We start from the raw sequence: 25,918 nt of genomic DNA, 5'->3' as shown, positions 1-25,918 counted from the left end.
GACAGCGCCCTTCCTGGTTACCCCAGTCGGCTTTTACCATCCTTGGCGGTCGTACCAGTCGTCGATGTCGCGGCGCACGCGATCCTTCTCGAGGCCGTAGCGTTCCTGGATCTTCCCTTCAAGCTGATCGCGTTTTCCCGCGATGCGGTCGAGGTCATCGTCGGTTAGCTTGCCCCACTGTTCCTTGACCTTGCCCTTCATCTGTTTCCAATTGCCTTCGACGCGGTTCCAATCCATTGCCTTACCTCCTGTTGAACACGAGTGGCTAACGATGGCGCGGTCGCGAGGTTCCTGCCGCAAAACGTTTGTTGGCCGGCAGGCTTGGCAGCGTCACGGGTCTGCCGGCGCGGCGACCGCGCTAGTGAAAATTGCAGGGCGTTGCGGGAACATTCGGCTTGCGCGGATGTTCTTGGATGCAGATGGCGCGCAGCCCCGCTCCCCCCCCGCGAAAAGCGCGCCACCGACCGGGTTCAGACCCGAGCAGCCCGCCTCGGCCGTCCCTCGCCGGGGCGGGCTTCATATTGATGATTGGAAGGATCATGCTTCACCGGGCAGCCAAGATCGCTGAGCAGGCTCATAGCGGCCAGAAAGACAAGACCGGACGACCCTACATCGAGCATTTGAGGCGGGTCGCCGATGCCGTCGAGACGCTGGACGAAAAGACCGTCGCCTATCTGCATGATGTCGTCGAGAAAGGTGAGGGTTGGAGCCTCGAGCGGCTCGAACAGGCCGGCTTCAGTTCATCCGTTGTCGCGGCCGTCGACGCGCTGACGAAACGGATGGACGAAAGCGAGCAGGGGTTCATCTGCCGCGCAGCCTCGAACGCGCTCGCCAGGTCGGTCAAGGAAGCTGATCTGAAAGATAATCTATGGCAGGCACATCAGGCAGGGCTTTCTCCAGCCAGATATGAAACCGGCCTCGTGGTGCTCCATGGATTGAACGCCAGCGCCTAGAGCAATTCCAGGAAAAGTACGAAGCGGTTTTCCGTCCGGAATTGCGTAAGAACAAAGGGATAGAGCGGTTCGCCGTTTCCGCGAACGGTGGAACGCACCAAGCCCTGTCGAAGGCTGATGTAACGAGTATTATTTCGGAATCCCTTGCGAATGTCCGAATTAAGCGCTATCTATCAACAATCGATCTTGTTGAACGAACATTGTTTTCGCGCCAAAGCGCCCGACGATATTCCCTCTCAATTTCGAAGAATACGGCGTTTGGTCAGGTGGCCAAGCGACGATAATTTACGTCGATTTGAAAGGAAATCGCAATGAGCTCTGGGACCGTGAAGTTTTTCAATGCCACCAAGGGCTTCGGCTTTATCGAGCAGGGCGGCGGCCAGCCCGACGTGTTCGTGCACATCTCGGCCGTGGAGCGCGCTGGACTGCGCTCGCTGGTCGAGGGCCAGAAGGTCAGCTTCGACATCGTGAAGGATGCTCGCAACGGCAAAAGTTCTGCCGAAAACCTGCAAGCCGCCTAAACATAACGCCTCCGGGTTCTTGACCACGGATGTACTGGCACCAGCCTCGGAGGCGCGTTGGAGAAGGTCGGGCTTTGCCCGGCCTTTTTTGATCAAGGAGAAGAAATGAAGTCCCTATCGGATAGCAGTCTGTTCAAGCCGGTTCCGTCTCGAACGGAAGCCAAAACCGACATGACATCTCGCGTCGCGCGGCAGATCCTGGACTTGGAAGCAACTGCCAGGGAGGCCAAGACGAAGCGATTGCGCGCTGCCAGGCTGGCGCAGGAAGCCGACGCGCCCGCGGTCCCGCCGAAGAAAGCCGTTTCGAAGCGAAACAAGAAGGCGTGAGCACGAGTCTAGCGCGTGCTTAGATGATCCTGCGCTATTTCCGCGTCAACTGCAGCAGATCGCTGGTGACATCGCCGCAAGTGTGACCATCCAACATCTTCTCGAGATCGTTGCGGTTGTCTTGGCTAAAGTCGCCGGGCATATCAAGCGCCGCCAGGCCATCGTCATCGAACTCGATCGGCGCAGCGTAAAGCTGCGCGATCTGTAACACCAGGTCCTCGATGTCTTCGCGGGCGATGTTCTCGGCCAGGTTGTTCAGCCTAATCTCTTCCGAAAGCCGGATGATGTTGACGATGCCTTTGATCCGCAGGGCCTGTTGGACCCTGCGGTGCGCATCATCGCGCAACTGAATGGAGAATCGTCGGAACATGGAATGCCTCCTTTCTTGGAGGATATCCCTCGATCGCCATCATGCGTCCCACAGCCGCGAATAGCAAGAAAAAAAGTAAAAAAAGAAAAAATAATCAATAAGTTAGCATAGAGCAACAAATGTGGTTTCGACCCATCGTTGGTATGGTTAGTTTGTGCCCCCTTTCACAGCTTAAGCATCCTTGACGTGCTATGCGGCGAACCCTACTTCTACTCACAGCGAGGCATTTACTCATTCTTGGCATTTTTGTCAGTGAGAGAGGCGGGCATGGCTGAACTCGAACGGCCGCAAAGATTGCAGATCATGCTGACCGACGAGGAATTGGCGGCGCTGGAGAACTGGCGTTTCGAAAAGCGCATGCCAAGCCGATCGGCTGCGGTGCGTGAGCTTTTGCGCCGCGGGCTTGCATCGGATGGGTTCTTGACTGCCGGCGCAGGCGCGAAGTCGCAGGATTTTGGCGTGATAGCCCAGGACAGGAAGGTCGGCAATGGCTCCAGCGACTCTAAGCCATAAGCAGATGCACCCGAGCCGTTGCCTTGATGTCTATCGGCCCTAGCTAATGCACATGACCGATCGGGGGGGGATTTTCCGACAGAATGCCAATGCCGATGCGCGCCTCGCGGCGATCGTCGATTCATCCTACGACGCCATCATCGGCAAGAATCTCAACAGCATCATCACCGATTGGAACCAGGCGGCCGAGCGTATGTTCGGCTACAGCGCCGAGGAGGCCGTGGGCCAATCCATACTGATGCTGCTCCCCGAGCATATGCACAACGAAGAAGCCGAAATCATCGGCCGCATCCGTCGGGGCGAGGGGGTGGGGAGCCACGAGACGACGCGCAAGCGCAAGGATGGCTCGCTGATCGCCGTGTCGATCACCGTCTCGCCGATCAGGAACAACACAGGCGAGATCATCGGCGCCTCGCAGATCGCCCGCGATATCTCCGCCGCCAAGGAAAGCGAGCGCCGCATCCGCCTCCTGATGCGCGAGGTCAACCACCGCGTGAAGAACCAGTTCGCGGTGATCCTGTCGATGGTCAGGGAAACCAGCAAGCGCTCGACCGACCCCCGCGAGTTCGAGGAAATGATCCGCGCCCGCATCATGGCGCTGTCGCGCTCGCACGACCTTCTGGTCACCACGGAATGGGCCGGCGCCAGCCTGTTCGACCTTGTCCAGGAACATTTGAAGCCCTTCGGCCATGAAGACCGCATCTCGCTTTCCGGACCGCTTCTAACGCTGCAGTCGAATGCCGTGCAGAATCTCGGCATGGCCTTCCACGAGCTAGGCACCAACTCGTCCAAATATGGCGCGCTGGCCTCGGAGGGGGGCCATATCGAAATCACCTGGAAGGTTAAAACCGGCCCCGAAGCGCAGCGACGCTTTCATCTTGTCTGGCACGAGACATCCGGGGGGGCCGCAACCGCGCGGAAGGCGCCCGAACGCAAGGGGTTCGGCACCGTGGTGCTGCAGCGGGTGGCCCCGCAGTCGCTGAGCGGTTCCTCCAGCCTCGAACGCTCGCCCGAGGGTGTGAAGTGGGCACTTGAGGCGCCGCTCGAGGCGATCGTCGTGCCGCAGCTCGGCGCTGAAGATGGCAGTGATTTCAAGGGCTAAGGCGTCTGCGCGGCCGGTCCTCCCTTGTAGCTCTGTAAAAATGGATTACATCATGTAACAGAGCGTGTGATCGCACGCTCGGGTAGGTTGCTTTGGTCAAGCTTCATCCATGGAGGTTGTCATGGCAATGATGGAAGCAAGAAAGAGTCTCGACTGGATCACTCTGGTCCTCGCGATCTGCCTGTTCATCTCACCCTGGGTCATCGGATTCACCGCGGCGATGGTGCCYGCGTGGAACGCCTGGATTGTCGGCGTTCTTCTCGGCGCGCTGGCGCTGGCGACGCTTTCGGTGTTCGCCGAGTGGGAAGAATGGGCAAGCGTGGTCCTTGGGCTCTGGCTGATCGTGTCGCCCTGGTTGCTACGCTTCGAGGCTGACACGCATGTCATGGCCACGCATGTCGTCCTCGGCGTGCTGGTGGTTGCGGCATCGGCTTGGGCCGTCTGGGACTTCCGTAACCCCCACGCGCATGCGTAAGGGGTGACTGAATGGGAGCCCGCCGCGTGAGCGGCGAGCTCCTCGGACTTTGATCTCTTGGGCATGGGGCAAGGCGGCTGTTGCGGCGGCTTCACGCAATTGCTGCAACCGGAAACCTTTTCGTGCATTCTTGGGAATGGCCCCGATGCTCCAGCCCGACACCCCCGCCAAATGCTGCTCCTATTGCGGCGGCCGCGACCATGATTTCGAGGAATGTCCGAAACGCAAAGCCGACGCCGAAAAGGAGCGCGAGACGGCGCGGGTTGCCGGCGTTAAACCTCCGCTCGCCGAGGAAGATGTATCGGCAAAGTCCTGAGGCTGCGGTCCTCCAGCGCTGCGATCATTCCGCACTTTAACCCTAAGCGCACGCCATCGAGGTCAGGGCGGTCGCGCCAAGCCCCGACTTTTTCTGGGACGATCGAAGAACGGCGTTGAACCGGTCTATAGTCTCGGACCGGGGGTGCGCGGTGGCGGATATCATCTCGATCAGAACAGGTGCGGAGCCTGCCGGGCGGCTGTCGGCGGGACGCTTGCGGCTGATTGCCTTCGTGGCGATCGCCGCCTTCATGATCGCCGGTCCGGTCGCGGAACAGGTCTTCGGCGTGCGAACGGCATTGCTGCGCTCCTGGACCATGTTCAGCGCGATCGGGCTCGGCGTGATCGACGCTTCCTTCGAGATCCGCCGACCCGATGGCGCGCTTGTTCCGCTCGACCGGTTCGAGATGCTTGGCGCGCCTCGCAACGGGGGGCTGAAATGGATCCAAAGCCGCGAGGACCTGGCTTCTGTCATCAGGCGGCTCTGCGCTGTCGCCGGGCAGGGCGCCGACATCCGTGTCCGTGCCAGGCTTGGCATTCGCGGCGGGTGGCAGACCATCCATACCGATGACCAAAATGCCTGCGCGGACTGACTTGATCGCCGACTGGCGGAACTGGCGTTCGGCATCCGCCTGGGCCGCGCGCTTCGTTGGCTGGGCGGTCGAGACGGAGGGCTCGTCGCGTTCGTCCGCGTTGATCCGCATCGGCCTGGCAATGCTGTTCTGGTCGCGCTGGGCCGGCGAGTTGCTGCTCTATATGGACCGATCGCCGGCCGGCCTGTTTCTGGCGGCCAACTTCTTCGTCGCCACCGCGCTGCTCTTCATCGGCTATCACAGCCGCGCCGCCGCCGTCTGGGCGGGCGCGGTCGGACTGGCGATGTACTATTATTTCGGCTTCCAGCTTGGCCGCGAGCCCTGGACCCACCACCATACCTATCTGCTTGCCGTCGCGGCGCTCCTGATCGCGCTCACCCCTTGCGGCCGCTCCTATTCGCTGGATCGCTATCTGGCGGTGATRCACGCCGAGCGTATGGGTGTTCCGCCGCCGGCGGAGCGCGGCAATCTATGGGGGCTACGACTGATCGTGGTGCAGCTCTCGGTGCTCTATTTCTTCGCCGCCTTCGACAAGTCGAACCACGCTTTTCTCAGCGGCGCGCGCCTCGAGCAGATATTCCTCTGGTACTATGCGGGTTCGGATTACCCGGCCGGCCTTGCCTGGCCGGCCACCATGGCGTCCGTCGCCGTGGTCGCGCTTGAATATTGCTTGGCTCTTGGCCTGCCGTTTCGCCGCAGCAGGCGCTTTCTGGTCGTGCCTGGCCTGGCGTTTCATGCCATCCTCTACCTGACGCTGCCGGTCTATACATTCAGCGCCACCACGGCGTTGCTCTATCTCGCCTATTTCGACACGGATGCCGTCGACGAGGTCATCGCGCGTCTCCACGGAACCGGACCGGCACCGACTGCCAGAGGGGAAGTTTCGTGAGGCGTGGTTTGTTGTTTTCGGGCGCCGTCGCCGTCGCGGTGGCCATGAGCCTGGCCATGGACTGCAGCGTGGCGCATGCTGGCGGTGCCGAGGACTATTATCCCAAGCGCGTATGGGGTTCCTTCGAAGGCGGGCAGATGAACACCTCGCTGCTTGTGTTCCGYGACCTTAACAGGAACGGCGTCTACGATCTGGGCGACCGGCCGATGTCGCGCGTGGCCGTCGAGCTCGACAAGCCGAACGGCAGCACGATCATGCGCCTGACCAATGTCGACGGCTTCGCGAATTTCCGCATGTCGGTCAGCCAGCGTGATTTCGAAGTTGTCGATCCCGGGCACTATGCGTTCCGCGTCGTGCCACCGCCGGGGTATACTGTCACCACCGGCAATGCCTCGCACGAAAGCGACTATGTCGTTTCGCCCGGATCGCCGGGCGACATGATTGCAAGGACCACCACGCATCCGGTCGGTCTCGCGGCGGACCTGACGATGGGCGGCGCGGCCGCCGCCGGATCGCGCGTGTCCCTCACGGGGCCCGACGGCGTAACGTCCGCCGCCAAGGTCGGCCTCGACGGGCGCTTCAGCGCAGCCGTCACGCCAGGCGAATGGCTGGTCGATTTTTCGGCCGGCGGAGCGACTGAGCGGAGGCATGTCGTCGTCGGCTCGGCGCCGGTAATACTCTCGGCGTTTTCCGGCCTGGGCAGATCGGCCGAGGCGCCGCTGCCCAACCAGCATGTCGTCGGCTTCGACGACTTGATGACGTCGCCCGGCGTGTTCGAAATTCCGTCCGGTTACGGCGGGCTCAACTGGTACAACCTCGTTGCCATGCACCAAAGCTTCACCGCTGGCCCGGGCTACGTCAACACCACCATGTCGGGCGAGTTCATCGCCTATAACAGCTCCGGCCACCCGGCGCAGGTGTTCAGCGACAAGCCGTTCGATTTCACCGGCGCCTATTTCGGCGCCGGCTGGGACGATGCGGAGGGCGAGACGCTGATCCTCAAAGCATGGCGGGGCGATGAGCCCGCCTATGAGGACCAACTGGCGCTGTCCGCCAACGGCCTTGTCTATTTCGCGGCCGACTACAGCCGCATAACGAGGCTTGAGATCCGCACGCTGCATTACTGGCAGGCCGCGATCGACGATTTCGCTTACCGCACCGGGCCGTAGCGCGATCAGCAGAGTGGCCGCTGCGTTCAGGCATGAAGCGCGTCCTTTGGTCGGCTTCTGCGCGAGTGCGTAAAGGCCAGGCCGCGTCAGCAGGACGATCTCGGAGAAGTTCCGCAGGAACGCGGGCCGCCGTCCGAATGCCCGGCGCCGTCGTTGTGATGGCCGGTGCCGCCATTGCCTCCGGAACTGCCGTTCCCGCCGGAGCTGCCGTTTCCACCCGAGCTGCCGTTGCCACCGGAGCCGCCATTGCCTCCCGAGCCGTTGCCACTGGAACCGCCATTCCCAGCAGAGCCGCCGTTGCCCCCTGAACCGTTCCCGCCGGAACCACCGTTCCCGCCACCATTTCCAGCGCCGCCGTTTCCAGCGGATCCGCCATCGCCGCCGGAGCCGCCGTTGCCGCCATTCCCTCCGTTGCCGCCGTTCCCGCCAGCGGATCCGCCATTACCACCGTTGCCGCCGTTCCCGCCAGCGGAGCCGCCATTGCCGCCGTTGCCGCCATTTCCGCCGGTGGCCTGGGCCAGAAGAGCGCGCTTGGCCTCCTGCAGCAGGGCTTTCCGATCTATGGACTGGTGGAGCCCGTCTCGCGACTCCGGCAGGACCGACACCGCGCGCGTTGTGATCGGCAGCAGCATGGTCGATGCCAGCACCGCCGCTGCCAGAATGGGAAGGGATCGCCGCCTTATGCCGGCATTGCCCGTGAAGGCCAAACCGAAGCGTCCTGCCGACACTCGCCTGGCAGGCTCGGAACCTGTTTCGATCGACATGATACCAGTCACCCGCGTAACCCGGGCGGGACTATAGACGGGTTGAACCTTTGTTCTCGACCATCCCAGAAATAGTCATCTGGTCGACGCGGCGGCCGCTCGTCCGGCGTCCTCGGTTCATTTGTCGTGCGCGCCTCTCACCCGCGCTGCCGCCTCGGCAAAGGAGATCTCGCCCTTGATCTCGCGCATCGCCATCGAGGTCACCGTGCGGCGCACGCCGGGCAGGCGGCTGAGCTCCTCGCGCAGCATGCGATCGAGCGCCATCATGTCGACGGTGACGATCTGGAGCAGATAATCGGCTTCGCCCGTGGTGGCGTAGCAGCGGCGGATCAGCGGGTGCTTCTTCACCGCCGCCTCGAAGGCATCCGACACCTCGAAGTCGATCGACACCTGGATGAAGGCCTCGATGCCGAAGCCGATCCCGGCCGGGTCGACGCGGGTCGAATATCCGCGGATAATGCCGGCCTCTTCCAGCGCCTTCACCCGTTTCCAGCAAGGCGTCTTGCTCAATCCGACCTCCTCGGCGAGCGCGCCGAAGGAGATGCGCGCGTCGCGCTCAAGCGCAGCGACTATTCTGCGGTCGAGTGCATCCAACGTCATTCGTTCTCCAATATGGCAGAAGATGTCGACAATCGTCCTTCGTTTTTTGCCACTTGAACAACAGAAAGGAACAATGTTCAAGCCGAAAGCGCTATCCTTGTCGCCAAGTCGAAACCCGACGCGAGGAGGACGAGCCATGGACAAGACGGACTATCACGCCCGCATCGAGGCGCCCGAAATGCGCGACTACGGCGTTTATCTCAAATGCGACCAGCTGCTCACCTGCCAGAAGCCGCTCGCCGAGATGGTCAATGCCGACGAATTGCAGTTCCAGATCGTGCATCAGGTCGAGGAGCTTTGGATGAAGCTTATCGCCTACACGCTGGTCGACGTGCTCGACTATCTGGAGAGGCAGGACACCCACCGCATCGTCACGCTGATGGGCCGCGTGCACCGGTTGATGCGCATGATGACGGCGCAGCTCGATCTCCTGGAGACGATGTCGCCCAAGGAGTATCAGCAGATCCGCCTGCAGCTCGGCAATGGCAGCGGCCAGGAATCACCCGGTTTCAAGCTCTTGCTGCGCCTGCCGCCGGATCTTTGGCGGGCCTTCAAGCGTGCCTATTGCGACGGCCGCGGGCTGACCGTGGAGGATATCTATGACGAGCATTACGACCACGGTGATTCCTATGTCGTGGCCGAGGCGCTGATCGAGTTCGACGAGCTGTTCCAGAAATTCCGCGCCAACCACCTTTATCTGATCCACCGCTCGATCGGGCTGGGCGCCAAGTCGCTGAAGGGACGGCCGGTGGAAATCCTCGAAGGCGGCGCCCGCCATCGCTTCTTCCCCGAGCTCTGGGACATACGCTGCGACATGACCGACCGCTGGGGCGCCGAATACGGCACCGTGCGGGATTCAATCAGCCATCCGCCGCAAGCAAAGGCGGGGTAAGGGCGCAACCTTCCTCGCCCCGCGCGAAGCGGGGGGAGAGGTGGCCGCGCAGCGGCCGGAGAGGGGCCCTCGTAGAGTGCCGACTAGATGGGGTTCGCCGCTTGGCGTTTGTCCCACCATCGCTGGCGCAGCCCCCTCTCCGTCGCGGCTTCGCCGCGCCACCTCTCCCCCGCCTGTGGCGGGGGCGAGGAAAAGGGCGCCTCGAAAAATCTTCCCCACCCCTGTCGGAATCCTCTCCCTCCGCCCGTCCTTGGGGCATCGACCGCTTCAACAATCCGGAGGGACACTCGTGGAAAACACTCAATCGACCTGGCAGACCGTCGCCATTCTCATCGCCCGCCTGATCTTCGCCGCCATGTTCGCGATGGGCGTCGCCTTCAAGCTCATGGATATGGGCGCCACTGCCGGCTACATCGCCGCCGCGGGCTTTCCGTTCCCGCTGTTCCTGGCCTGGTGTGCGGCGATCCTCGAAACGCTGCTGGTGATATCCTTCCTCACCGGCGCTTATCTGACACCGTTGGCGCTGATCGGCGCGGTTTACGTCACCTTCCTTGGCTTTGCCTTCCACGGCCCGTCGCACTGGGCCGGAAACCAGGCCGAGTTCGGCGCCTTCATGTCGCATTTCCCCTTCGCCGCCGGCCTGCTCTACGCCGCGGCGCACGGCCCCGGCAGCGTTCTTGCGCTGCGCCAGGGCTGGCCGGGCAGGGCATGACCCTTTCCTTCTCCCCGTTCCACGGGGTGAGGCGTGGTCCGCGTTAGCGGACGAAAAGCCAATTGCTTGGCTTTTCGAACAACGAACGCCCGGAGCGAAAGCGCAGGGCTGTCGTGCCCCGAAGGGCGGATAAGGGGCGGCGCCCACATTACAAGGCAAGGCGCCTGCCCGCCTTCACATCTGATCGTTATACGGCTCCTTCATCTGCCCGACCATGCGCGCCAGCTTGGAGAAGGACGGCATGTCCGCTTCCGGCTGGCACTGGTTGGCAAGCTCGAGCAGCCGGATTGGGAAGTTGACGGCGTCACGGCTCGATGCCGACATGCCTTCCGACCGGTCCTCACCCGTCTCGACGGCCTCGGCCTTGCGCAGTGCGATATCGATTTCCTCGACGGTGAGCACACCTTTCTTGACGAGCACGTGGTTGATCGCGGCGACGGCCATCAGCAGGCCCTCGAGTTGCAGATTGGCGACGTTCATGGCGTTCCTCCCATTGACCTCGCCTCAAGAACGCATGAGGGGCGTTTCCGATCCGGGTGGAAGCCTATGCGGCTAAGCCTCCATCCACCGCTCGCCATATTCGCTCCAAAGCTGCCTGATCTCGCGATTGCCGAGCGGCGGCGTCTGGCGGTCGCCATAGAAAACGGCGACGGCACTGAGGTCGTACTGGCCCTCGGCCTGGGCGATGAGGCGGATCGCTTCGCCGAGTGGTCTCGAATGGAAGATCGGATCGGCCTGGCCCCGGCCCAGGCTGCGAACGCCCGAAATGCTTGCAGGCACATGCCGCATCCGAAAGACGGATGCCATGGCAGGTCTGTCCATGCTGCTCTCCGCGATTCCCTGAGGGAATGATCCCATAAGCTCCGGCTAATGACCAGCCCGGGACAACCAGCCACAGCAGAGGGCAGGGAGCAGCACAACCTTGAAACGAAAAGATCTGATATAGAAAGAAAAAGGCCGAGCGCGACGGCCTTTGCCTCCGCGCGGCCGCCGCGAGGCGCTCACCGCCATTGCTCGGTTCGGCCGCTGCAGCCGGGACCGGAAAGGTCTACCTGTGCCAGCGACGCAGCCAGTCCGGCTCGGGGTCGGCGTTTCGGCTGATCGCCATGCCGGCCAGCAATCCGACCAGTCCGCCGATCAGCATTGCCGTCGAGAAGGTGCCGGGGTTCTGCTGCACCGTTTCCGAAACGCTATGTGCCTGGGTGCGCAACTGGCTCGCCGCGCGCGACGCGCGATCGGAGGCGCCGCTGTAGAGGGACGAGGCACGATCGGCCGCGCTTCGGTACCAGCCCTGCGCGGTCTCGGCAGCATCCTCGGCCTGTTCGGCAAGCGCGCGGTTCAGCCGGTTCACCTCGCGCTTCAGCTCGGCGATCTGCTTTTTCATCGCGTCTTCGGACGCTTTCGCGGCCCGCGTGTTGCCACGCGACGCGGCGCTGCTGCGCGATGCGCTGCTGCTGCGCGCGGCCGTGGTTTTCGGATTGCCGTCGGCTGAATTGGCGATGCTAGTGTCGTTGTCTGCCATCGGTTTCTCCTTTTTGCCTCCTGGAACGGCCAAGGCGTCGCATGGTTCCGCGCCGCATGATCCGAGCCCCGTGCCCGCCCGGCCAGAAAACAGAGCCGCGGAGCGTGCTCCGCGGCCCTTGCTTCAAGCCCGGCGCCCGTTACTTGCCGCAATTCTTGTCATTGACGTTCGGCTCCATCGTGCCGGCGGTCGAGTTGTTCGCATCGCCCACCGTGCCCTGCGGGCTGTTCGGGCAGTTCTTGTCGGCGTTCGAATTCATGTCGCCGCCACTGATGCTGCCGGTCGTGCCGGTGTCAGGCGGCCCCATCTGGTCAGGCGATGGCGTGGCCGGCGTCTTCGGGTCGACGGTGATGGTCTGGCCGCTGCCGCCGCCATTGTTTCCGGCGGTGCCGGCGGTCTGGCCCATCGCCGCCGTGGCGAGACCGATCGTCAGGGCCGAAGCTGCAAGGATCTTCATAAGCATGATCTTCTCCTCTGTGCGAGACGGTTCGTCTGTCGCGTTGCGACTAAGGGTGGAACCCGTCGGACTAAGGTTGGTTCCGACAAAATTCCCTTCGGCTTTCGGCTGCAGGGCTCGATCCATGGCTGTGGCGGGCGCGCCTCGCCCACAGAGGTCGGGCCAAGCGGATTTGGAGAAATAGGAAAGTTCGCCTAAACCCTATTGCTGGGTGAGGGCAGCTATGCTACTATTCTGTCCATGGTGCTGATTTGCGCCAACGGCCCGCCGCAAGGCGGGTTTTTTGTTTCAAGCACTGGCGGGACAGAGGGGCGCGAGGAAACGCCGCCTCATCCATTCCATCTGCACATCGAGGCCTCCATGCCACGTTACGCCACCATCGTCACCGCCGATGACGGCACCGAGATCGTCAGCGCCATCGGCGAGTTCGAGAGCGCAAGCCTGCCGCTCAGCTCAGGCCGCATTGAGCAGGTTGCGCCCGGCGTGCGCATCGGCATGGTGCGTGGCGGCATGGTCGATGCCGTCGCCGGTTTCGGCTTTCCGCGCCAGGGCCCCAGCCCCTCGGCAGCTCGCGTTGCCATCGCGACGTTGGAAGCAATGACCGCGCCGGCGGCCGACGGCGAGCCCGCCAGGCCGGCACGTGCCAAGCCGCGCAGGAAACCCGCGCGCAAGGTCCGCAAGGCGAAGGCGGCAAAGGCCGCGTCATCCGTCCCGGCTGCCCATGGCTGACGAAAACGAGGCCCGCCGCAGGCCCGCTGGCGCGAAGCGGGCAGGGCGAAAGCCGCAGGCTCGCCGCGTCGATGTTGCTTCGCCCAATCGCCCGAAGCGCTCGCGAAAGACGCTCGTCGACGACTTCGCCGCTGCGCTGCGCGCCGACTTCCGCGCCCATGGCGCCGGCGTCATCGCCGCGGTGCGGGCCGAAAAACCGGAGCAATACCTGAAGGTCGTGYTGACGCTGCTGCCCAAGGATTTTTCGCAGGATTTCGATGCCGATAAGAACAGTCTCGACCGGTTGAGTGATGACGAGATCAAGAGCCGAATCCGCGGCCTCGAAGCGAGTCTGCGGCCTTTCCTCAAAGAAGATGCCGGCCTCGAAGGAGATGCGGGCGTATCTGGCCCTTCTGGAGGAACTGGAACGGCGGCGGCGCGGCAATAGCCTAGCGGTCTACAAGCCCTACGACAGGCAGGCCGAATTTCACGCAGCAGGAGCAACGAACCGCGAGCGCCTGTTCATGGCCGGAAACCAGCTCGGCAAGACCAGGGCAGGGGGCGCGGAATGGGCCATGCACCTCACCGGCCGCTATCCCGACTGGTGGGTGGGCAAGATGTTCGACCAACCCGTCAGGCTGTGGGCCGCCGGCGTCACCGGCGAAGGCACGCGCGACAACCCGCAGCGCGTGCTGGTCGGCCCGCCCCAGCAGCAGGGCGAATGGGGCACCGGCATGATCCCAGCCGACGCCATCGCCGACACGGTGATGGGCCGCGGCGCGCCTGGTGCGCTGGACAGCGTCGTCGTGCGCTGGGGTGGCGGCGGTGACGTCCAGGCCGGCGAAAGCGTGCTCTCCTTCAAGAGCTACGAGAAGGGCCGCGAGAAATGGCAGGGCGAGACGCTGCATGGCGTCTGGTTCGACGAGGAACCGCCGCTGGACATCTATTCGGAAGGCCTGACCCGCACGAATGCGACGGATGGCATCACGATCGTGACGTTCACGCCGCTGCTCGGCATGAGCGATGTGGTGCTCAGGTTTTTGAGCGTGGAGGCGATTCAGGGCCTGGGTTCCTCGCCTCCGCAAGGCGGGGTGGCCGCGTAGCGGCCGGAGAGGGGCCTTCGTAGGGCGAAAGCTCTACGAATAGCTTTCCGCTCTTTCATCAAAGCCAGGCACTGCTCCCCTCCGTCGCGGATTCGCCGCGCCACCTCCCTCACTTGCATGGAGGCGAGGAATCTGGAGCTCAAAGGGCAGATGGAGCCGGATCAGGGGTAATGGCTGCCCGCAAGCTGCCTGGCGCGAGCCTTAGGATCGGTTGCTTTACGGGTGAGCGGTTGACACCATATCCTTTCGTCGCCCGTGATCTGATTGAACCAGACATTGCATACTTTGTTCGGTGTGTCCGGGGTGCAGACTTTGCGTTGGAACCCCCTCAGCTCATACATCCTGCAAGTCTGCTTGCTCGTGTCATAAGGCACGTTCGATTGGCAAGCCGAGGCGCTTGCGGCAATGGCTATTACGATTGCTATGCGGACCATGTTTCCCCCAAGTCCCGCGCCAACGTCGCACTCATTCGCTGAGTTATCAACTCTGAACCTCTACTTGAGCACATAATAATGACGCGCCACGTTACCTTCATGACCATTGACGATGCCGGGCACTATTCGCCCGAGCAGCGCGCCGAGATCATCGCGGCATACCCCGAGCATGAGCGTGAAGCCCGCGCGAAAGGCATCCCTGTTCTCGGGTCAGGCCGGATCTTTCCGGTGCCTGACGAGCTGATCGCCTGCGAACCGTTCAAGCTGCCCCGCTGGTGGCCGCGCATCGGCGCGCTCGATTTCGGCTGGGACCATCCTTCCGCCGCCATCGAGCTTGCCTGGGATACCGAGGCCGACGTCGTTTACGTGACCAAGGCCCATCGCGCGTCCCAGCAGACGCCCGCCATGCAGGCGCTGTCGCTGAAGGCGTGGGGCGAATGGCTGCCCTTCGCCTGGCCGCGCGACGGCCGCCGCGAAACGCTGGAAGGCGCCGGCGTGGCGCTCGCCAAACAATACGCTGCGCATGGGCTGAACATGCTTACCGGCCACGCCCGCTTCGCGGATGGCTCCGTCTCGGTCGAGGCCGGCCTGATGGACATGCTCGACCGCATGCAATCCGGCCGCTTCAAGGTGTTTTCCACGCTCCACGCCTGGTTCGAGGAATTCCGGCTCTACCATCGCAAGAACGGCCAGGTGGTCAAATTGCGCGACGACCTAATGGCCGCGACGCGCTACGGCGTGATGATGCTGCGCGAGGCGATCGTCGACCCGGCGGAGTTCAAGGCGGCTCGACGGCCAGCGGGGCAGAGCGATCCGCTGGGGGCGTTTCGCTAGGGGGATTCGCCCTCTCACTTCGTCATACTCGGGCTTGACCCGAGTATCCATGCCGTGACCCCCGCCGTGGAGCACAACGGCGCAGAATTCTGTAACCGTAGCAACGCCTTAGCGTCATGGCATGGATCCTAGGGTCTGCGCTCGTCGCTCCGCTCCTTGCTTCGCCCTAGGATGACGTGGCTCCTGCAGCCGGCGCCTCATCCACAACGCTGGCGCCTTCTCGCCCCCCGAAATCCTCGATCCGACAGCCCCTGCAAGCGGCAACCGATGCGCCATGCATCGGCCGTGCCGCCGGCGGCGCGTCCGCATGCCTGGAAGCATCCCCATGGTCCACATTATCCCGCTCTTCACCAATCAGCGCCGGCCCGATCCTCGCCATGCGGCGCCCGGCGCCGCGCCGACTGGCCCGCTCGATCCCTACTGGCAGGAGGTTGCCGATCACTATGCGCGGCGCATGGCGCGGCAGCAGGCTTTCGACACCGAGATCGCCGCGCGCAGGCTGGATGGCGAGATCGCGCGCGCTGAGGCCGATGTCGCGGCCAACGCGCCGGCCGACGGCGAGGGCCTACACCACGCCATGTATGGCGAGGTCGATCCGCATACCGGGCGCGTCCTGCTCGAAGGCCGGTTCGACACGCTGTTCGACAATTTCCTGAAGCAGGCGCCGCCCGAGCTGCGCGCCGGCCTCGCCAGCCGCAAGCCGGCCCTGCGAGAGGCAGGCTCGGTGCGCATGGCGATGCAGCAAAATCAGCGCCGCGCCCAGTATGAGCAAGACCGGCTGTCGGCGGCCCAGGCCGAAGAGCTCGACATCATCGCCAACAGCGACCCGGACGACCACGTCGCCTTCGATGCAGCGCGTTACGCCGGCCTCGACCTCATCGGCAAGATGAACCTCGACCCTGAGAGCCGGCTGCAAGCCGAGGCCGCCTGGCGCGAGCGCGCGGCGACGGCGCGGATCGAGGCGCTGATCGCGCGGGATCCCCAGCGCGCATTGGAAATGCTGGGCGGCGCAGGGGTGACCCGCGATGACCAGCCTTCAAGCCTGTCCGATAGGATCAACCGAAATATGCCTGCCTATGGCAACTACGGCGGTCGTGGCTGGACCGGCGGGACATGGGGTGGCGGTTTTGGCGTGCCGCCCATTGATATTCAGGACGGGTTTTACAAACAGCATGACGCGGACTACCATGACGCGAAAACGCCGGGCGATACAATTTTAGCGGATAGGAAACTTGCAGCATCATTGAAGTCATATCTCGACAATGAGGTTTACGCCACGGATCCAGCCTTGAAGACCGACGAGGAGCGCAGGGACGCATCCAAATACGCTCGACTGGCGCTCAGGGCTTTCCGGATTAAGATTGCCGGCGATGTCGCACTCCATCCGTTGAGCGCGGCGGAGATTTCTGGCCGAGATGAAGCGCAAAGGGCTTACGACGATGCGCAAGCGGCTGTTGGAAGGGCGCGGTTTGAAAGCGGCATGTCATTCGGCAATTGGTAGTCGCGATCCGGAATGAGATCTGAGCGTTCATTTTGCCTCCGGTTTTGACTCGGAGCCGGCGTTAAGGGCTTAGCCGATGGGGTTTTACTTTCTTGGTTCTATCTCACTTGTGGTAGCGATATTGCTGGCGTCTTTTGGCGTAATCTGCAGTGATCGCTGGCCAAAGATTGGTCGATACACCATTTATATATCAGCTTTTTTGAGTTTGCCGGGCTTCTTCGTTATTTGGGATTTTGCTGTATACAGAATTGTCTGGATTTTCCATTGAATTGACTTATATATACTGCTGAAGTCGGAGATGTGAAGGTGGATGTTTTAATATTCTTACTGGGAGTCCCCAGTTTTGCATTCGCCATGTTCCTGTTGGTGAAGGGCGTCAAGTCGCAACAGCTTACACCGCTCCGGCGAGCCCTTGTTCTTTTTGGCGCAGCCGCGTTCAGTGTTCCCGGATTTATGTCTTTGTATATGGTGTTTGTAATTATCCGACTGACGCCAGCCTGATGGCGAAGGGGAGGCACTGGGTCCTCACCGCAAATCCCAGATCGAGGCCGCCTGACGCTCCGGCGCTGCTAATGCGTGCCTGGAAGCGCTGTCGCGCAGGACCCAGGCGCAGACCTAAGACTCCGCTGAACGCGCTCATCAAGCGAGGCAGGGTCTTGCCAGGCCGTCAAACATTTTCAAGCAACAAGAGGTCAGGACAATGGAGCTTAACGCTGGCAGCGGCATCGCCCTCGATCCCGCCGAGGACCAGACCGAAGTCACCGGCGAGAATGCCGGCGCCAGTGACCAGTCCGCCGATCTCGCGCCGCTCTATGACAGGGTGGAACAGGCGCTGGCGAAGGACCGGCCGGTCGATGCCATGACGGACAAGGATCGGCCGCTCGCCGCCATGCTTGCCGATCTCACGCCGGCCTCCGCCGCCGCTCTTGCCCGGCGCGCGCGCGCCGCCAATGTCTCCCAGCAGATCGGCGCGCGCGCCAACATCTCTCTGGCCTTTCAGAACGCCCCGAAGGCTTTCGCGGACACCGGCAGCTATTCTGGCGTGATGCCCAAGCCCGAGGACTTCGCCTATGTCTTCGGCGTCGAGGAAGGCCGCCGGCAGCTGGCGAAATTCGACCAGAGCGTGGAGACGGGCAAGCAGGCCTTCGACATGCGTGTCATGCCGGCCCGGGACCTAAACAGTCAGCTTCTGGACGCAGCGGTCGGCGCGGCAAATTCGCCGGAGGGCCAGTCGCGCTACCGGATAACCGCCGCTGCCGCCCAACACGTGCTGGAAGCCAGGCAGAACGATCCTGCCGGCGAGGCCATCAACGCGTTTCCGCAGGCGAACGAGGCCTGGCGCGCCGCGGCCGCCCAGGGCTGGCGCGACCCTGCAGCGGTCCAGAATGCGCTGGCCCTCACCATCGCCACGCAGCGCTATCTCGGCATCGAGAACGCTCAGCCCGTCCCAAGGTCTGTGCTGAAGGACCTCGGCGCACTAGCGCCGCAAGACATGCGGGCCGGGATGAACGGCCTGCTTGCCGGAACGACGGATCCGGTCGTCAAGGCGGCGGTGAAGCAGCAGTTTGCCGAGGCTGGATTGCTTGGCGGGCCGGCGCAGAAGGCAACCCCGCTTGGGCAGGATGATTTCGACAAGCGCTTTGGGGCGCCCTCAAAGGCGCCCTTGGCGGGTGAAGACGCCTCGTCTTCGACGCAGGCGTCTGAACAATCGGACGAGACGCTTGGGGCTGCTAACTCTCCGGTCGCGGCCGATAGTATTTCACAAATATCCACGTCCGAGCTTGCGGATGAGGGTGCTGATCCGCCCGTTGGCCTGGAGCAGGGGCTACCGGAGCAAATAGATCTACCGCCAGAGCGTCCGGACGTTCCTCCTGCAACATCTGATCCGGCGCCCCAATCCGCGGACGACAATTCTAATTTGCCCGTCGACTTGAAGGAGGTCCCATCAGAACAGATGGAGCCGCCGCCAGGGAGTCCGAAGGCTCCTTCTATCGATTTCAGCAAAAAGCTACCGCAGTCGAAAAATCTATCTGAAGGATGGTTTGGGAACAGCACCACAAATATTTCAGTTTTGCCGGAAGACGTCCAGGCGAGGGCTAAACCCTACACAAAAATTCTGGGAAAAAGTTTCGGCAATGGCCAATGCGTCGCGTTGACAAAGGAAGTGGGAGGTATGGCCGGTATTCCTGCCTCGACATGGAAAAAGGGAGAGAAAATACAAGGGAATAATAAGATTCCACCGGGGACTCCCATCGCCACATTCAACGGTGATTGGGGCGACGGGAAGGGTAGAATTCATTACGGGCCAAAAGGCCAAGCTGGAGGGGTAAGCGGATTTAGTCACACCGGAATTTATCTTGGCCAAAATGAATCAGGAATCTTCATTTTGGATCAATGGAAGGGACGGAACGCAAATATAATCTTCCGACCCTGGCAGAGTGCAGGTCAGGGTCTGGAGAGTGGTGCTTACTACTACCTAATTGAACGGTAGAGCAGATTTCTGTCAACATTCGTGGAGTCGGCTATCTGTGACTTCATGGTAGGTGAGATCATTTATCCTTATCGAACGACCGAGCAATGCGCTCGGCGATCGGCTTGAATATCGCCCTATCTTTCTTTTTCCAGGTTATATCGAAACAGATTATGTTATCGGCGTCGAGCTTCCGGCACATGCCATAGTAATTAATCGATCCGTATGCGTGCGAACCGGAAACCGCGCCGATAGTCGGTTCATCAAAGGTGTACGTAACTTTATCCCCAGGATGGTTGCGCTCGTAGTCTGCCTTCTGATCTTCATAGTCTTCATTCGAGTCGACGAGCATGCGCGCGATGTACTCGAAAGGAGTTATCGTGCCGCTTCCTTCGTATTGACGAAACTGGGCACCCGGATAATTCTTCGGCGTAAATGTCAATCCTACGGAGAACTCATATAAAGGTTCAACCTTCCCTTCGGCAAAGAGAGAGGGAATCTCGATCTGGCTTCTGCCGATGGTGGAAACGACCCATTTGATCGGCTCCTCAGCCATCGCAAATGGTGGCGACGCTGCTAAAAGGCCAAGTGCAAAAACAAGTGCTTTCAAGACGATCCTCAGAGGCAAACTGATCACGGATTTTTTCGGAACGATCGGGCGATATGTTCGACAATTGGACCGAAGGTCGCATGATCCTTCGTGTCGTACACGATATCAAAACAGGTGACGATACGATGCTTCTGGCACATGCCGTAGAAAACAAATTTGCCATCAGCGGAGGTGCTTGAAATTACTGCGAGCGAGGGCTTGTCAACTTGATACGTCACTTTGTCACCAGCGCTGACGTTCATATCCTTGAGGTACTGGAATAGGCTCTTGCCGTAGGTATGGGTTCGATACTGACGCAGCTGGGAGTCTGGATACTCCTCCGGCTCGAATGTTTGGCCGTAGTTATGCGCAAATCCGCCAAGCAGTCGACCAAAGAAATCAGGGATTTCGATTTCGCTTCCGCCGCTCAGGGACTTGACCCATTTGAACGGCTTCTCTGCGGCGGCAAGCGGCGCGGACAACATCAGGAAGCCAAGCGCAAGGACTATTGCTTTCATGGTGTTCTCCCCAGCGACACTCGCGAAAACGACGTTAGCGCCGCTGACCCGATCGACATCTTCATCGCCAAACATTAAGGCTATGCACTCATAGCGTGTGGCGTTTGGCGATTCAATCTGGGGGAGGCTGCCGTGGCAAAAATAACGAAGCTTTTGGATATCGTTGGGCGGCTGTCGGATTTCGATGAAGAAGACACGATCTATGCAGCGGAGCCTTGGACCGAAGATTCCGCCGCAATGGTAGCGCCCGAGCCCGACGAGGGATTGGTGCCGGCGAAGGCCGCCAAGGCAGGCCCAACATATTTCATCGAAATAATCATCGCGATCGAATTCACCGAGGCCTGGGTCGCGTCCCAGGAGGAAAAGCCCAGCCTGTCGGCCGTTTGCCAACGGCTCATCGAATACGCCACCTATGACGCGTGAGAGGGAACATGACGACCGACACGCGCTATGAAGGAAAGCCGCTGCTCAGGCTACTAGAGCTCTACGTGCTGAAGGCGATTGGAGAACTCTCTCGGGAGTCGGAAGAATCGCTGAATGCCATGGCTCCCAAGCTGCAGGCCATCTATGGCGGCGATGGACGGTGGGAAGATGCGATCGCCAAGGCTCTCCACATGCCAGATACGATGCCGGAGGCAATCCGGGATATGTGGAAGAAGAATCTCAAAATCGCCCACGACAACAACCTGACGCTCACACCCCAGCAATTTGCCGAGATGTTCGTGGACAACAATTTCGCGGGTTGAGCGGTCTTTCCGCATCTGGCTTCCGCAGCCTTGTTTCGCTCCGGGATCAGAGCCAATGCCCATCCGCATCATCCCCGCCACGCTGCGGGACCTCTCCTACATCGCCGCGAACCTGCGCCCCGAGGACCGCGCCGAGATCGACTGCCAGCTCGACCACTGGTCGCCGGCGCTGTTGGCGCTCACAGCGCTGCAGTGCTTTGCCTACGTTGCCGAGCTCGACGGCAATCCTGAGGCCGGCTTCGGCGCGGCCGAGCAGCGCGGCGGCCTGTGGATCGCCTGGAGCTGGGGCACGCGCCGTATGAAGCGCTGCGTGCCCGAGATCACGCGCTTCTTCCATGCGGCGCTCGGGCCTCAGGTCGCGGCCAAAGGCGCCTGGCGGGTCGAGGCGAGGGCGCTTGCCGACAATGATCTTGCCTTGCGCTGGCTGGACAGGCTCGGCGCCACGCAACGCTGCCGCCTGCCGGGTTACGGCAGGAACGGCGAAGACTTCTTCCTCTATGACTGGACAAGGGAAAGCTGGAACAATGTGTCTCTTTCAAAAGCCACCGGAACTGAAGCCGCTGCCGCCGGTGCCGACCGCGCAGGACAAGGACGTGCAGGCGCGGGAAGCCGCGCTTCGCGCTGAGCTCGAGCAGCGCCAGGGCACGCTCTCCACCGTCAAGACCGATCTGGCTCCGAGCGACGTCGCCGGCCGGCGTCGTGTGCTGCTCGGAGTATGACGCGATGACCGCAATGAAACGCAGCTTTCGCCGGCGCGTGCTGGACTGGTGGTATTGGAGGCGGCACGCAAGGCTGGTGAAAAAACGGGCGGATTGACGCGAACGCTGCCGCCAGCGGAAAAGGACGAGCGCCGAAACAAGGTTGACATTCCCACTCTCCTGGCCATGCTGCATTGCAGCATGGAAAGTAGCCCTACCGAGTCAACGCGCATCGAATGCCTGGACGGCCTTCGCGCCGCCGCCGCATTGTGGGTGCTGGTCGGACACTGCCTGCTCCTGACCGGCTGGCATCTTCCGGTGCTTGGCGACCCCGCGCTAGGTGTCGACCTCTTCATCATGCTGTCCGGCTTCCTGATGGTGTTTCACTATCAGTTGCGCCAGGACAAGGAGCCCTGGCAAAGGCCCGAGACCTGGCTCAAATTCTGGACGCGGCGCTATTTCCGCATTGCGCCGCTGTTCTACGTCATGCTGTTCCTCGCGCTGGCGCTGGGGCCCTATCTCTATGAATCGCGAATGGTCATCGATGGCTTCCTGGGCCGCGCGCCGCAGGCGCCCGAGCGCTTCCTCGACGGCGGCCTGAAGAACATTGTCACCCATCTGACATTCCTGTTCGGACTATCCCCGAACTTCGCCTACCGGACGCCGCTGCCCGACTGGAGCCTGGGACTGGAAATGCAGTTCTACGCGGTCTTTCCCGCGCTGATGCTCCTGGTGCGCCGCTTCAACTGGATATGGAGCGCCATAGCCGTGGCGGCGCTCGGCGGTCTGGCGGTGATGATCCTCAAGTCGATGTCGGTCCATTTCCCGATGCCGTCCTTCCTGCCGCTGAAAATCCAGGTCTTCTTGTGCGGCATGCTTCTGGCGGGCGTGCTGGCACGAAGACAACCGCGGCCGCTGCTGCATCTCGCCCTGGCCATGGCGCTTGCGGCGATCCCCTTCGGCGACGGCTACGGCCTTTCGAAGTTCCTGATACGCGAGGCGCTGGTGCTTGGGTTCTTTGCCCTTGTCCTCTATCGGATGCTGCCGGGCGTGGCGGGCAAGGTGGCGCGAAAAGTCGCCGTCGCCTTGGGTGGAGGCGTCTTCCACGTGCTCGGCGAGCTGTCCTACAGCATCTATCTGATCCATCTTCTGGTGCTGCAGCCCGTCGCGGCATTCGTCATTGCCCGCTATGGCGATGGCCTTGCCGCGCCGCTGCGCTTCGCCATCGTGCTGGCGATCGTGCTGCCGGTGGTCTGCCTTCTGTCCTTCGTCACCTACAGGGTCATCGAAATGCCTGGCCAGCAACTCGGCCGCACGGTCCTGCGCCGGTTCGCCCGCAGGAAGCCGGCGTTGGGGACGACGCCGGCCGAGTAGAAGCGGCCGGTGGAACTGTCGATCTACCTCAAAGGGGGATGACCGATCCGCTCTGCGCGGCCGCGGAGGGCGTGCGAGCCGGACGGGGTGCTGTTGCGCCGGCCTTTCTAACGTTCCGCTCTCTTCCGCGGCCATGCTCGTTGGCCAATTCACCTCAGAGGTTGGCGATCCTTCGTGCCCCTCTCTGTCCTGCCGGACAACTCCTCCACGAGGGGAGATTGGCAGCTTCTGCGCCGGCGCCAAACAAGTGAGATCATTCCCATGACCGACTCCCGCGCCCGCGATATCCTGTCGCGACAGGCCGAACTCGAGACCGAACGCGCCGCCTACGAGCCCGTATGGGAGGCGGTGGCGGAGTTCTGCGATCCCGATGCGCCCGACATCTGGTCCGGCCGCCGCACCAGCCGCTCGGACAGTCAGGCCGAACGGCAGGAGCGGCGCGGCTCCCGCGTCTACGCCAACACGATCAACTCGGCCGCCAACCGGCTCGCCGCCGGGCTGGAAAGCCTGATCATCCCGCAGTCGGAAAAATGGCATGGGCTGACCACGGCCGAGATGAATGACGAGGAGACCGACGAGGAGAAGGAATGGGCGGAGGCGCTCCGCGATTTCCTGTTCGCGCTGCGCTATTCCGCCAACTCCAACTTCGTGCCGGCGACGCAGGCCTGCCTCAGGAACGTCGTGCGCTACGGCCCGGCCTATCTCTATGCCGAGGAAGGGTTTGGCGGCACACTGATCCGCTATRCCTCGATCCCCGTGGTCGAGGGCTATCTCAGCCGCAACCGCTGGGGTCAGGTCGACATCTTCCACCGCCGCTACGAGCGCACGGCCCGCCAGGCGGCGCAGCTGCTCGGCTACGAGAAACTGCCGGCGCGCATCAAGGCGCTCGTCGACGACCCGGCCAAATGCGAGGAGAAGATCTCGCTGATCCAGTGCGTGCAGCCGCGCGACGAGCGCCGCATGTACCGCAAGGGCGGCTTCTACCAGTATCTCGACCAGGCCTTCGCCTCCTACCACGTCATCGAGGACGAAGAGGAGATCGTGCGCGAGTCCGGCTTCCGCACCTTCCCGGTCTCGACCTTCAACTGGCGTCGCTACGAGGGCGACGCTTACGGCATCTCGCCGGCGATCGAGGCGCTGACCACGGTGCGCGAGGAGAACGCCGTGCGCCGCTCTGGCTTGCGCGCCTTGCAGCAGATCACCGATCCGCCGACGGCCTCAAAGGYACGGCTCGACTATGTGCCGGTGCTCAATCCCGGCGAGAATTATCCGGGCCTGATCGACGACAATGGCCGGCCGCTGATCCAGCCGATCGCCACCGGCCAGAACCCGAGCTATGCCTTCGACTATGCGGCGAGCCGGGCGGAGGAGATCCGCGACATGATGTTCGTCAACCTCTTCCAGACGCTGGTGCAGAACCCGCAGATGACCGCCACCGAGGCGCTGATCCGCCAGGAGGAGAAGGGCGCGCTGCTCGGGCCTTCGGGCTCGATCATCCAGGCCGGCTTTGCCGCCAATCTCGACCGCGAGCTGTCGATCCTGGAAGACAAGGGCCTCTACGACCAGGACAGCCGCTTCCGCCCGCCGGAAAGCCTCGCCGGCAAGGCGGTGCGGCCGACCTTCACCGGTCCGCTCGACGTGCTGCGCCGCTCGGCGGAAGCGCGCGACACCATCCAGGTGGTGACCACCGCCATGCAGATGGCGCAGTTCGATCCCGGCATCATGGACAATATCGACGGCGATGAGGCGATCCGCGTCGTGCAGAGCGCCGGCCGCAGTCCGCAGCGCATTTTCCGGCGCAAGGACGAGGTGGAAGGAATGCGCGGCGCCCGCGCTCAGGCGCAGCAGGCGCAGGCCGGCATGGCGGCGATCGCCAACGCCGGCAAGGTGGCCAAGGACGCGGTGCCGGCGGCCGTGCAGGCGCGCGACAGCGGTCTGCTCGACAGCTTGCAGGCGATGATGCAGGGCGCCCAGGCAGGCGGCGGCGCTGCTGGTCCGGCCGGCGCGACGCTAGGCGCGATGCCCGGCGGGCAAGGCGCTGCGCCTGGCTCCCAGGGCGGCCCCGCGGGCGGCCCCGCCAATGGTGCCGCATGAGCCGCAAACGCTTCGCCCGTCCCTCCGACGCCGGCGGTCCGCTCGCCGCGCGCGAAGCGCTGACCAAGGCCTATCGCCGCGCCTTTTCCGGCGAGGACGGCGAGCTGGTGCTGGCCGACCTCACCGCCACGACAGGCTACTACCGCCGCCCGTCCTACGGCGACTGGCTGGCCCGCACCAAGACGCCCGACGGCTTCGAGCTGCACAGCGCGCTCTCCAACGCGCGGGCGGAAGTCGTGCAGCACATCATGGGGTTCCTGACGCTGGAAGACGCCGACCTCGCCGCGCTGGAAAAGGCGGCGCGGGCCGAGGAGAGGTGAGGCGCTGAAGCTGCCAATCTCCCCCCAAGTGGCTAGGCGATTCACACATCTCGTAGGCTCCAGCCCCGTGCGATGGATTGGAAGTACTGAAGGCCGTGGCGGAAGGTAATGGGGCCTGGCGGCTTGGACTTGGGATAGCCATCCCATCCTCCGAGCTTGGCGATGATCCATGCGGCCCAGGCCAGGGATTTGGGCGGGTGAGGGTTTTTCTGAAGTTCGGTCTTGCCCTCCAGCTCGGGCACCAGTGCCTGCAAGGTGTCGATTTCGGTAGGCGTAAAGGCGATCTCGGCCGACTGTGCGGATGCTCCGTCGCGAGCTTGGACAAGCTGCATGATGATGCAGGCGGCGCGCGCGG

Annotated in this window: 34 protein-coding genes and 1 pseudogene; 24 read left to right on the top strand and 11 right to left on the bottom strand. The window is 62.6% G+C overall.

Annotated features, from left to right (window positions below; translation table 11 throughout):
- Positions 1 to 33 precede the first annotated feature (33 nt).
- Positions 34 to 237 (bottom strand): CsbD family protein, encoded by a 204-nt coding sequence (locus LCM4577_RS08520; protein ID WP_040980754.1) that lies wholly within the window; start codon positions 235 to 237, stop codon positions 34 to 36.
- A gap of 176 nt (positions 238 to 413) precedes the next feature.
- Between LCM4577_RS08520 and LCM4577_RS08515 the strand changes: the two genes are divergently transcribed.
- From LCM4577_RS08515 to LCM4577_RS08505, 3 genes are all read left to right on the top strand, one after another.
- Entirely contained in the window at positions 414 to 953 is a 540-nt protein-coding gene (locus tag LCM4577_RS08515) for an HD domain-containing protein (protein ID WP_338012029.1), read from the top strand.
- A gap of 311 nt (positions 954 to 1,264) precedes the next feature.
- Positions 1,265 to 1,474, top strand: coding sequence for a cold-shock protein (locus LCM4577_RS08510; protein WP_040980758.1), 210 nt, complete (start codon positions 1,265 to 1,267; stop codon positions 1,472 to 1,474).
- Positions 1,475 to 1,579: 105 nt separating this feature from the next.
- Positions 1,580 to 1,801 carry a hypothetical protein gene (locus tag LCM4577_RS08505; protein WP_040980760.1) on the top strand — a complete coding sequence of 74 codons (222 nt, stop codon included), beginning with the start codon at positions 1,580 to 1,582 and terminating at the stop codon, positions 1,799 to 1,801.
- 34 nt (positions 1,802 to 1,835) lie between these two features.
- Here the strand turns inward: LCM4577_RS08505 and LCM4577_RS08500 are convergent, their stop codons facing one another.
- Complete coding sequence (locus LCM4577_RS08500) at positions 1,836 to 2,171, bottom strand: hypothetical protein (RefSeq protein ID WP_071070748.1); 336 nt, start codon at positions 2,169 to 2,171, stop codon at positions 1,836 to 1,838.
- Between the two features lie 267 nt (positions 2,172 to 2,438).
- Here LCM4577_RS08500 and LCM4577_RS08495 point away from each other — a divergent pair, with 267 nt between their 5' ends.
- The 7 genes from LCM4577_RS08495 to LCM4577_RS08465 all read left to right on the top strand — a co-directional run bounded on the left by LCM4577_RS08495 (position 2,439) and on the right by LCM4577_RS08465 (position 7,227).
- The gene (locus tag LCM4577_RS08495; RefSeq protein WP_041009559.1) at positions 2,439 to 2,684 is read left to right on the top strand and encodes a hypothetical protein; all 246 of its coding nucleotides are present in this window, start codon (positions 2,439 to 2,441) and stop codon (positions 2,682 to 2,684) included.
- A 52-nt stretch (positions 2,685 to 2,736) separates the two neighbouring features.
- The gene (locus LCM4577_RS08490) at positions 2,737 to 3,786 is read left to right on the top strand and encodes a sensor histidine kinase (protein WP_071070931.1); all 1,050 of its coding nucleotides are present in this window, start codon (positions 2,737 to 2,739) and stop codon (positions 3,784 to 3,786) included.
- A gap of 121 nt (positions 3,787 to 3,907) precedes the next feature.
- A complete protein-coding gene (locus tag LCM4577_RS08485; RefSeq protein WP_083354668.1) occupies positions 3,908 to 4,261 on the top strand; it encodes an SPW repeat protein in 354 nt (117 codons plus the stop codon).
- Positions 4,262 to 4,406: 145 nt separating this feature from the next.
- Complete coding sequence (locus LCM4577_RS08480) at positions 4,407 to 4,577, top strand: hypothetical protein (RefSeq protein WP_157900454.1); 171 nt, start codon at positions 4,407 to 4,409, stop codon at positions 4,575 to 4,577.
- A gap of 151 nt (positions 4,578 to 4,728) precedes the next feature.
- Entirely contained in the window at positions 4,729 to 5,169 is a 441-nt protein-coding gene (locus tag LCM4577_RS08475) for a hypothetical protein (RefSeq protein WP_083354667.1), read from the top strand.
- Positions 5,153 to 6,058: an HTTM domain-containing protein gene (locus LCM4577_RS08470; protein WP_157900453.1), complete on the top strand. Its 906-nt coding sequence runs from the start codon at positions 5,153 to 5,155 to the stop codon at positions 6,056 to 6,058. Before LCM4577_RS08475 ends, LCM4577_RS08470 begins: the two co-directional genes overlap by 17 nt.
- The gene (locus tag LCM4577_RS08465; protein ID WP_131803436.1) at positions 6,055 to 7,227 is read left to right on the top strand and encodes an SdrD B-like domain-containing protein; all 1,173 of its coding nucleotides are present in this window, start codon (positions 6,055 to 6,057) and stop codon (positions 7,225 to 7,227) included. Before LCM4577_RS08470 ends, LCM4577_RS08465 begins: the two co-directional genes overlap by 4 nt.
- A gap of 86 nt (positions 7,228 to 7,313) precedes the next feature.
- On the opposite strand, the gene LCM4577_RS08460 is transcribed toward LCM4577_RS08465, so the two are convergent.
- Together LCM4577_RS08460 and LCM4577_RS08455 are read right to left on the bottom strand one after the other, a co-directional pair.
- Positions 7,314 to 7,991 carry a hypothetical protein gene (locus tag LCM4577_RS08460; protein ID WP_157900452.1) on the bottom strand — a complete coding sequence of 226 codons (678 nt, stop codon included), beginning with the start codon at positions 7,989 to 7,991 and terminating at the stop codon, positions 7,314 to 7,316.
- Positions 7,992 to 8,108: 117 nt separating this feature from the next.
- Complete coding sequence (locus tag LCM4577_RS08455) at positions 8,109 to 8,591, bottom strand: Lrp/AsnC family transcriptional regulator (protein ID WP_040980773.1); 483 nt, start codon at positions 8,589 to 8,591, stop codon at positions 8,109 to 8,111.
- A gap of 136 nt (positions 8,592 to 8,727) precedes the next feature.
- Here LCM4577_RS08455 and LCM4577_RS08450 point away from each other — a divergent pair, with 136 nt between their 5' ends.
- Both LCM4577_RS08450 and LCM4577_RS08445 read left to right on the top strand, forming a co-directional pair.
- Entirely contained in the window at positions 8,728 to 9,483 is a 756-nt protein-coding gene (locus tag LCM4577_RS08450) for a tryptophan 2,3-dioxygenase family protein (RefSeq protein ID WP_071070736.1), read from the top strand.
- 289 nt (positions 9,484 to 9,772) lie between these two features.
- Entirely contained in the window at positions 9,773 to 10,195 is a 423-nt protein-coding gene (locus LCM4577_RS08445; RefSeq protein ID WP_041009567.1) for a DoxX family protein, read from the top strand.
- A 174-nt stretch (positions 10,196 to 10,369) separates the two neighbouring features.
- Here the strand turns inward: LCM4577_RS08445 and LCM4577_RS08440 are convergent, their stop codons facing one another.
- From LCM4577_RS08440 to LCM4577_RS08425, 4 genes are all read right to left on the bottom strand, one after another.
- Positions 10,370 to 10,675: a hypothetical protein gene (locus LCM4577_RS08440; RefSeq protein ID WP_041009568.1), complete on the bottom strand. Its 306-nt coding sequence runs from the start codon at positions 10,673 to 10,675 to the stop codon at positions 10,370 to 10,372.
- A 72-nt stretch (positions 10,676 to 10,747) separates the two neighbouring features.
- The gene (locus LCM4577_RS08435; RefSeq protein ID WP_040980779.1) at positions 10,748 to 11,017 is read right to left on the bottom strand and encodes a hypothetical protein; all 270 of its coding nucleotides are present in this window, start codon (positions 11,015 to 11,017) and stop codon (positions 10,748 to 10,750) included.
- A 226-nt stretch (positions 11,018 to 11,243) separates the two neighbouring features.
- On the bottom strand, positions 11,244 to 11,717 hold the full coding sequence (locus tag LCM4577_RS08430) for a hypothetical protein (protein WP_083354665.1): 474 nt from the start codon (positions 11,715 to 11,717) through the stop codon (positions 11,244 to 11,246).
- 139 nt (positions 11,718 to 11,856) lie between these two features.
- A complete protein-coding gene (locus LCM4577_RS08425) occupies positions 11,857 to 12,180 on the bottom strand; it encodes a hypothetical protein (RefSeq protein WP_040980781.1) in 324 nt (107 codons plus the stop codon).
- Between the two features lie 354 nt (positions 12,181 to 12,534).
- On the opposite strand from LCM4577_RS08425, the gene LCM4577_RS08420 reads away from it, so the two are divergent.
- The 6 genes from LCM4577_RS08420 (at position 12,535) to LCM4577_RS08395 (ending at position 19,245) form a co-directional block, all read left to right on the top strand.
- A complete protein-coding gene (locus LCM4577_RS08420; protein ID WP_071070929.1) occupies positions 12,535 to 12,903 on the top strand; it encodes a hypothetical protein in 369 nt (122 codons plus the stop codon).
- Positions 12,896 to 13,330, top strand: a complete 435-nt coding sequence (locus LCM4577_RS08415) for a hypothetical protein (RefSeq protein WP_244508253.1) — start codon at positions 12,896 to 12,898, stop codon at positions 13,328 to 13,330. Before LCM4577_RS08420 ends, LCM4577_RS08415 begins: the two co-directional genes overlap by 8 nt.
- Entirely contained in the window at positions 13,275 to 13,985 is a 711-nt protein-coding gene (locus tag LCM4577_RS08410; RefSeq protein ID WP_371410033.1) for a terminase large subunit domain-containing protein, read from the top strand. The genes LCM4577_RS08415 and LCM4577_RS08410 overlap by 56 nt, the downstream gene beginning before the upstream one ends.
- Positions 13,986 to 14,497: 512 nt before the next feature.
- A complete protein-coding gene (locus LCM4577_RS08405; RefSeq protein ID WP_071070734.1) occupies positions 14,498 to 15,253 on the top strand; it encodes a terminase large subunit domain-containing protein in 756 nt (251 codons plus the stop codon).
- Between the two features lie 454 nt (positions 15,254 to 15,707).
- On the top strand, positions 15,708 to 16,754 hold the full coding sequence (locus LCM4577_RS08400) for a hypothetical protein (protein WP_198541029.1): 1,047 nt from the start codon (positions 15,708 to 15,710) through the stop codon (positions 16,752 to 16,754).
- A gap of 700 nt (positions 16,755 to 17,454) precedes the next feature.
- Positions 17,455 to 19,245, top strand: a complete 1,791-nt coding sequence (locus tag LCM4577_RS08395) for a BPSL0067 family protein (protein ID WP_071030974.1) — start codon at positions 17,455 to 17,457, stop codon at positions 19,243 to 19,245.
- Between the two features lie 58 nt (positions 19,246 to 19,303).
- Here LCM4577_RS08395 and LCM4577_RS08390 read toward each other — a convergent pair whose 3' ends face one another.
- Positions 19,304 to 19,834 (bottom strand): hypothetical protein, encoded by a 531-nt coding sequence (locus tag LCM4577_RS08390; RefSeq protein WP_131803434.1) that lies wholly within the window; start codon positions 19,832 to 19,834, stop codon positions 19,304 to 19,306.
- Positions 19,835 to 19,857: 23 nt separating this feature from the next.
- Positions 19,858 to 20,331, bottom strand: coding sequence for a hypothetical protein (locus LCM4577_RS08385; protein WP_131803432.1), 474 nt, complete (start codon positions 20,329 to 20,331; stop codon positions 19,858 to 19,860).
- A 132-nt stretch (positions 20,332 to 20,463) separates the two neighbouring features.
- Between LCM4577_RS08385 and LCM4577_RS08380 the strand changes: the two genes are divergently transcribed.
- The 6 genes from LCM4577_RS08380 (at position 20,464) to LCM4577_RS08355 (ending at position 25,563) form a co-directional block, all read left to right on the top strand.
- Complete coding sequence (locus LCM4577_RS08380; RefSeq protein WP_071030977.1) at positions 20,464 to 20,754, top strand: hypothetical protein; 291 nt, start codon at positions 20,464 to 20,466, stop codon at positions 20,752 to 20,754.
- 8 nt (positions 20,755 to 20,762) lie between these two features.
- Positions 20,763 to 21,077, top strand: coding sequence for a hypothetical protein (locus tag LCM4577_RS08375; protein WP_071070722.1), 315 nt, complete (start codon positions 20,763 to 20,765; stop codon positions 21,075 to 21,077).
- Positions 21,078 to 21,132: 55 nt separating this feature from the next.
- Positions 21,133 to 21,702 (top strand): hypothetical protein, encoded by a 570-nt coding sequence (locus LCM4577_RS08370; RefSeq protein WP_071030979.1) that lies wholly within the window; start codon positions 21,133 to 21,135, stop codon positions 21,700 to 21,702.
- Positions 21,703 to 21,976: 274 nt separating this feature from the next.
- Positions 21,977 to 23,149: an acyltransferase gene (locus LCM4577_RS08365; protein WP_071070927.1), complete on the top strand. Its 1,173-nt coding sequence runs from the start codon at positions 21,977 to 21,979 to the stop codon at positions 23,147 to 23,149.
- A 261-nt stretch (positions 23,150 to 23,410) separates the two neighbouring features.
- A complete protein-coding gene (locus LCM4577_RS08360; protein WP_244508252.1) occupies positions 23,411 to 25,243 on the top strand; it encodes a portal protein in 1,833 nt (610 codons plus the stop codon).
- Positions 25,240 to 25,563 carry a hypothetical protein gene (locus LCM4577_RS08355; protein ID WP_071030980.1) on the top strand — a complete coding sequence of 108 codons (324 nt, stop codon included), beginning with the start codon at positions 25,240 to 25,242 and terminating at the stop codon, positions 25,561 to 25,563. The genes LCM4577_RS08360 and LCM4577_RS08355 overlap by 4 nt, the downstream gene beginning before the upstream one ends.
- 41 nt (positions 25,564 to 25,604) lie before the next feature.
- Here LCM4577_RS08355 and LCM4577_RS08350 read toward each other — a convergent pair.
- A pseudogene (locus LCM4577_RS08350) lies at positions 25,605 to 25,918 on the bottom strand (transposase); the annotation flags it as partial.

It is taken from the genome of Mesorhizobium sp. LCM 4577 (assembly GCF_001854795.2).
In the GTDB taxonomy this organism is placed as follows: domain Bacteria; phylum Pseudomonadota; class Alphaproteobacteria; order Rhizobiales; family Rhizobiaceae; genus Mesorhizobium; species Mesorhizobium plurifarium.
Note: the sequence above shows the minus strand (reverse complement) of the source record. Positions and strands in the feature narration are given on the sequence as shown.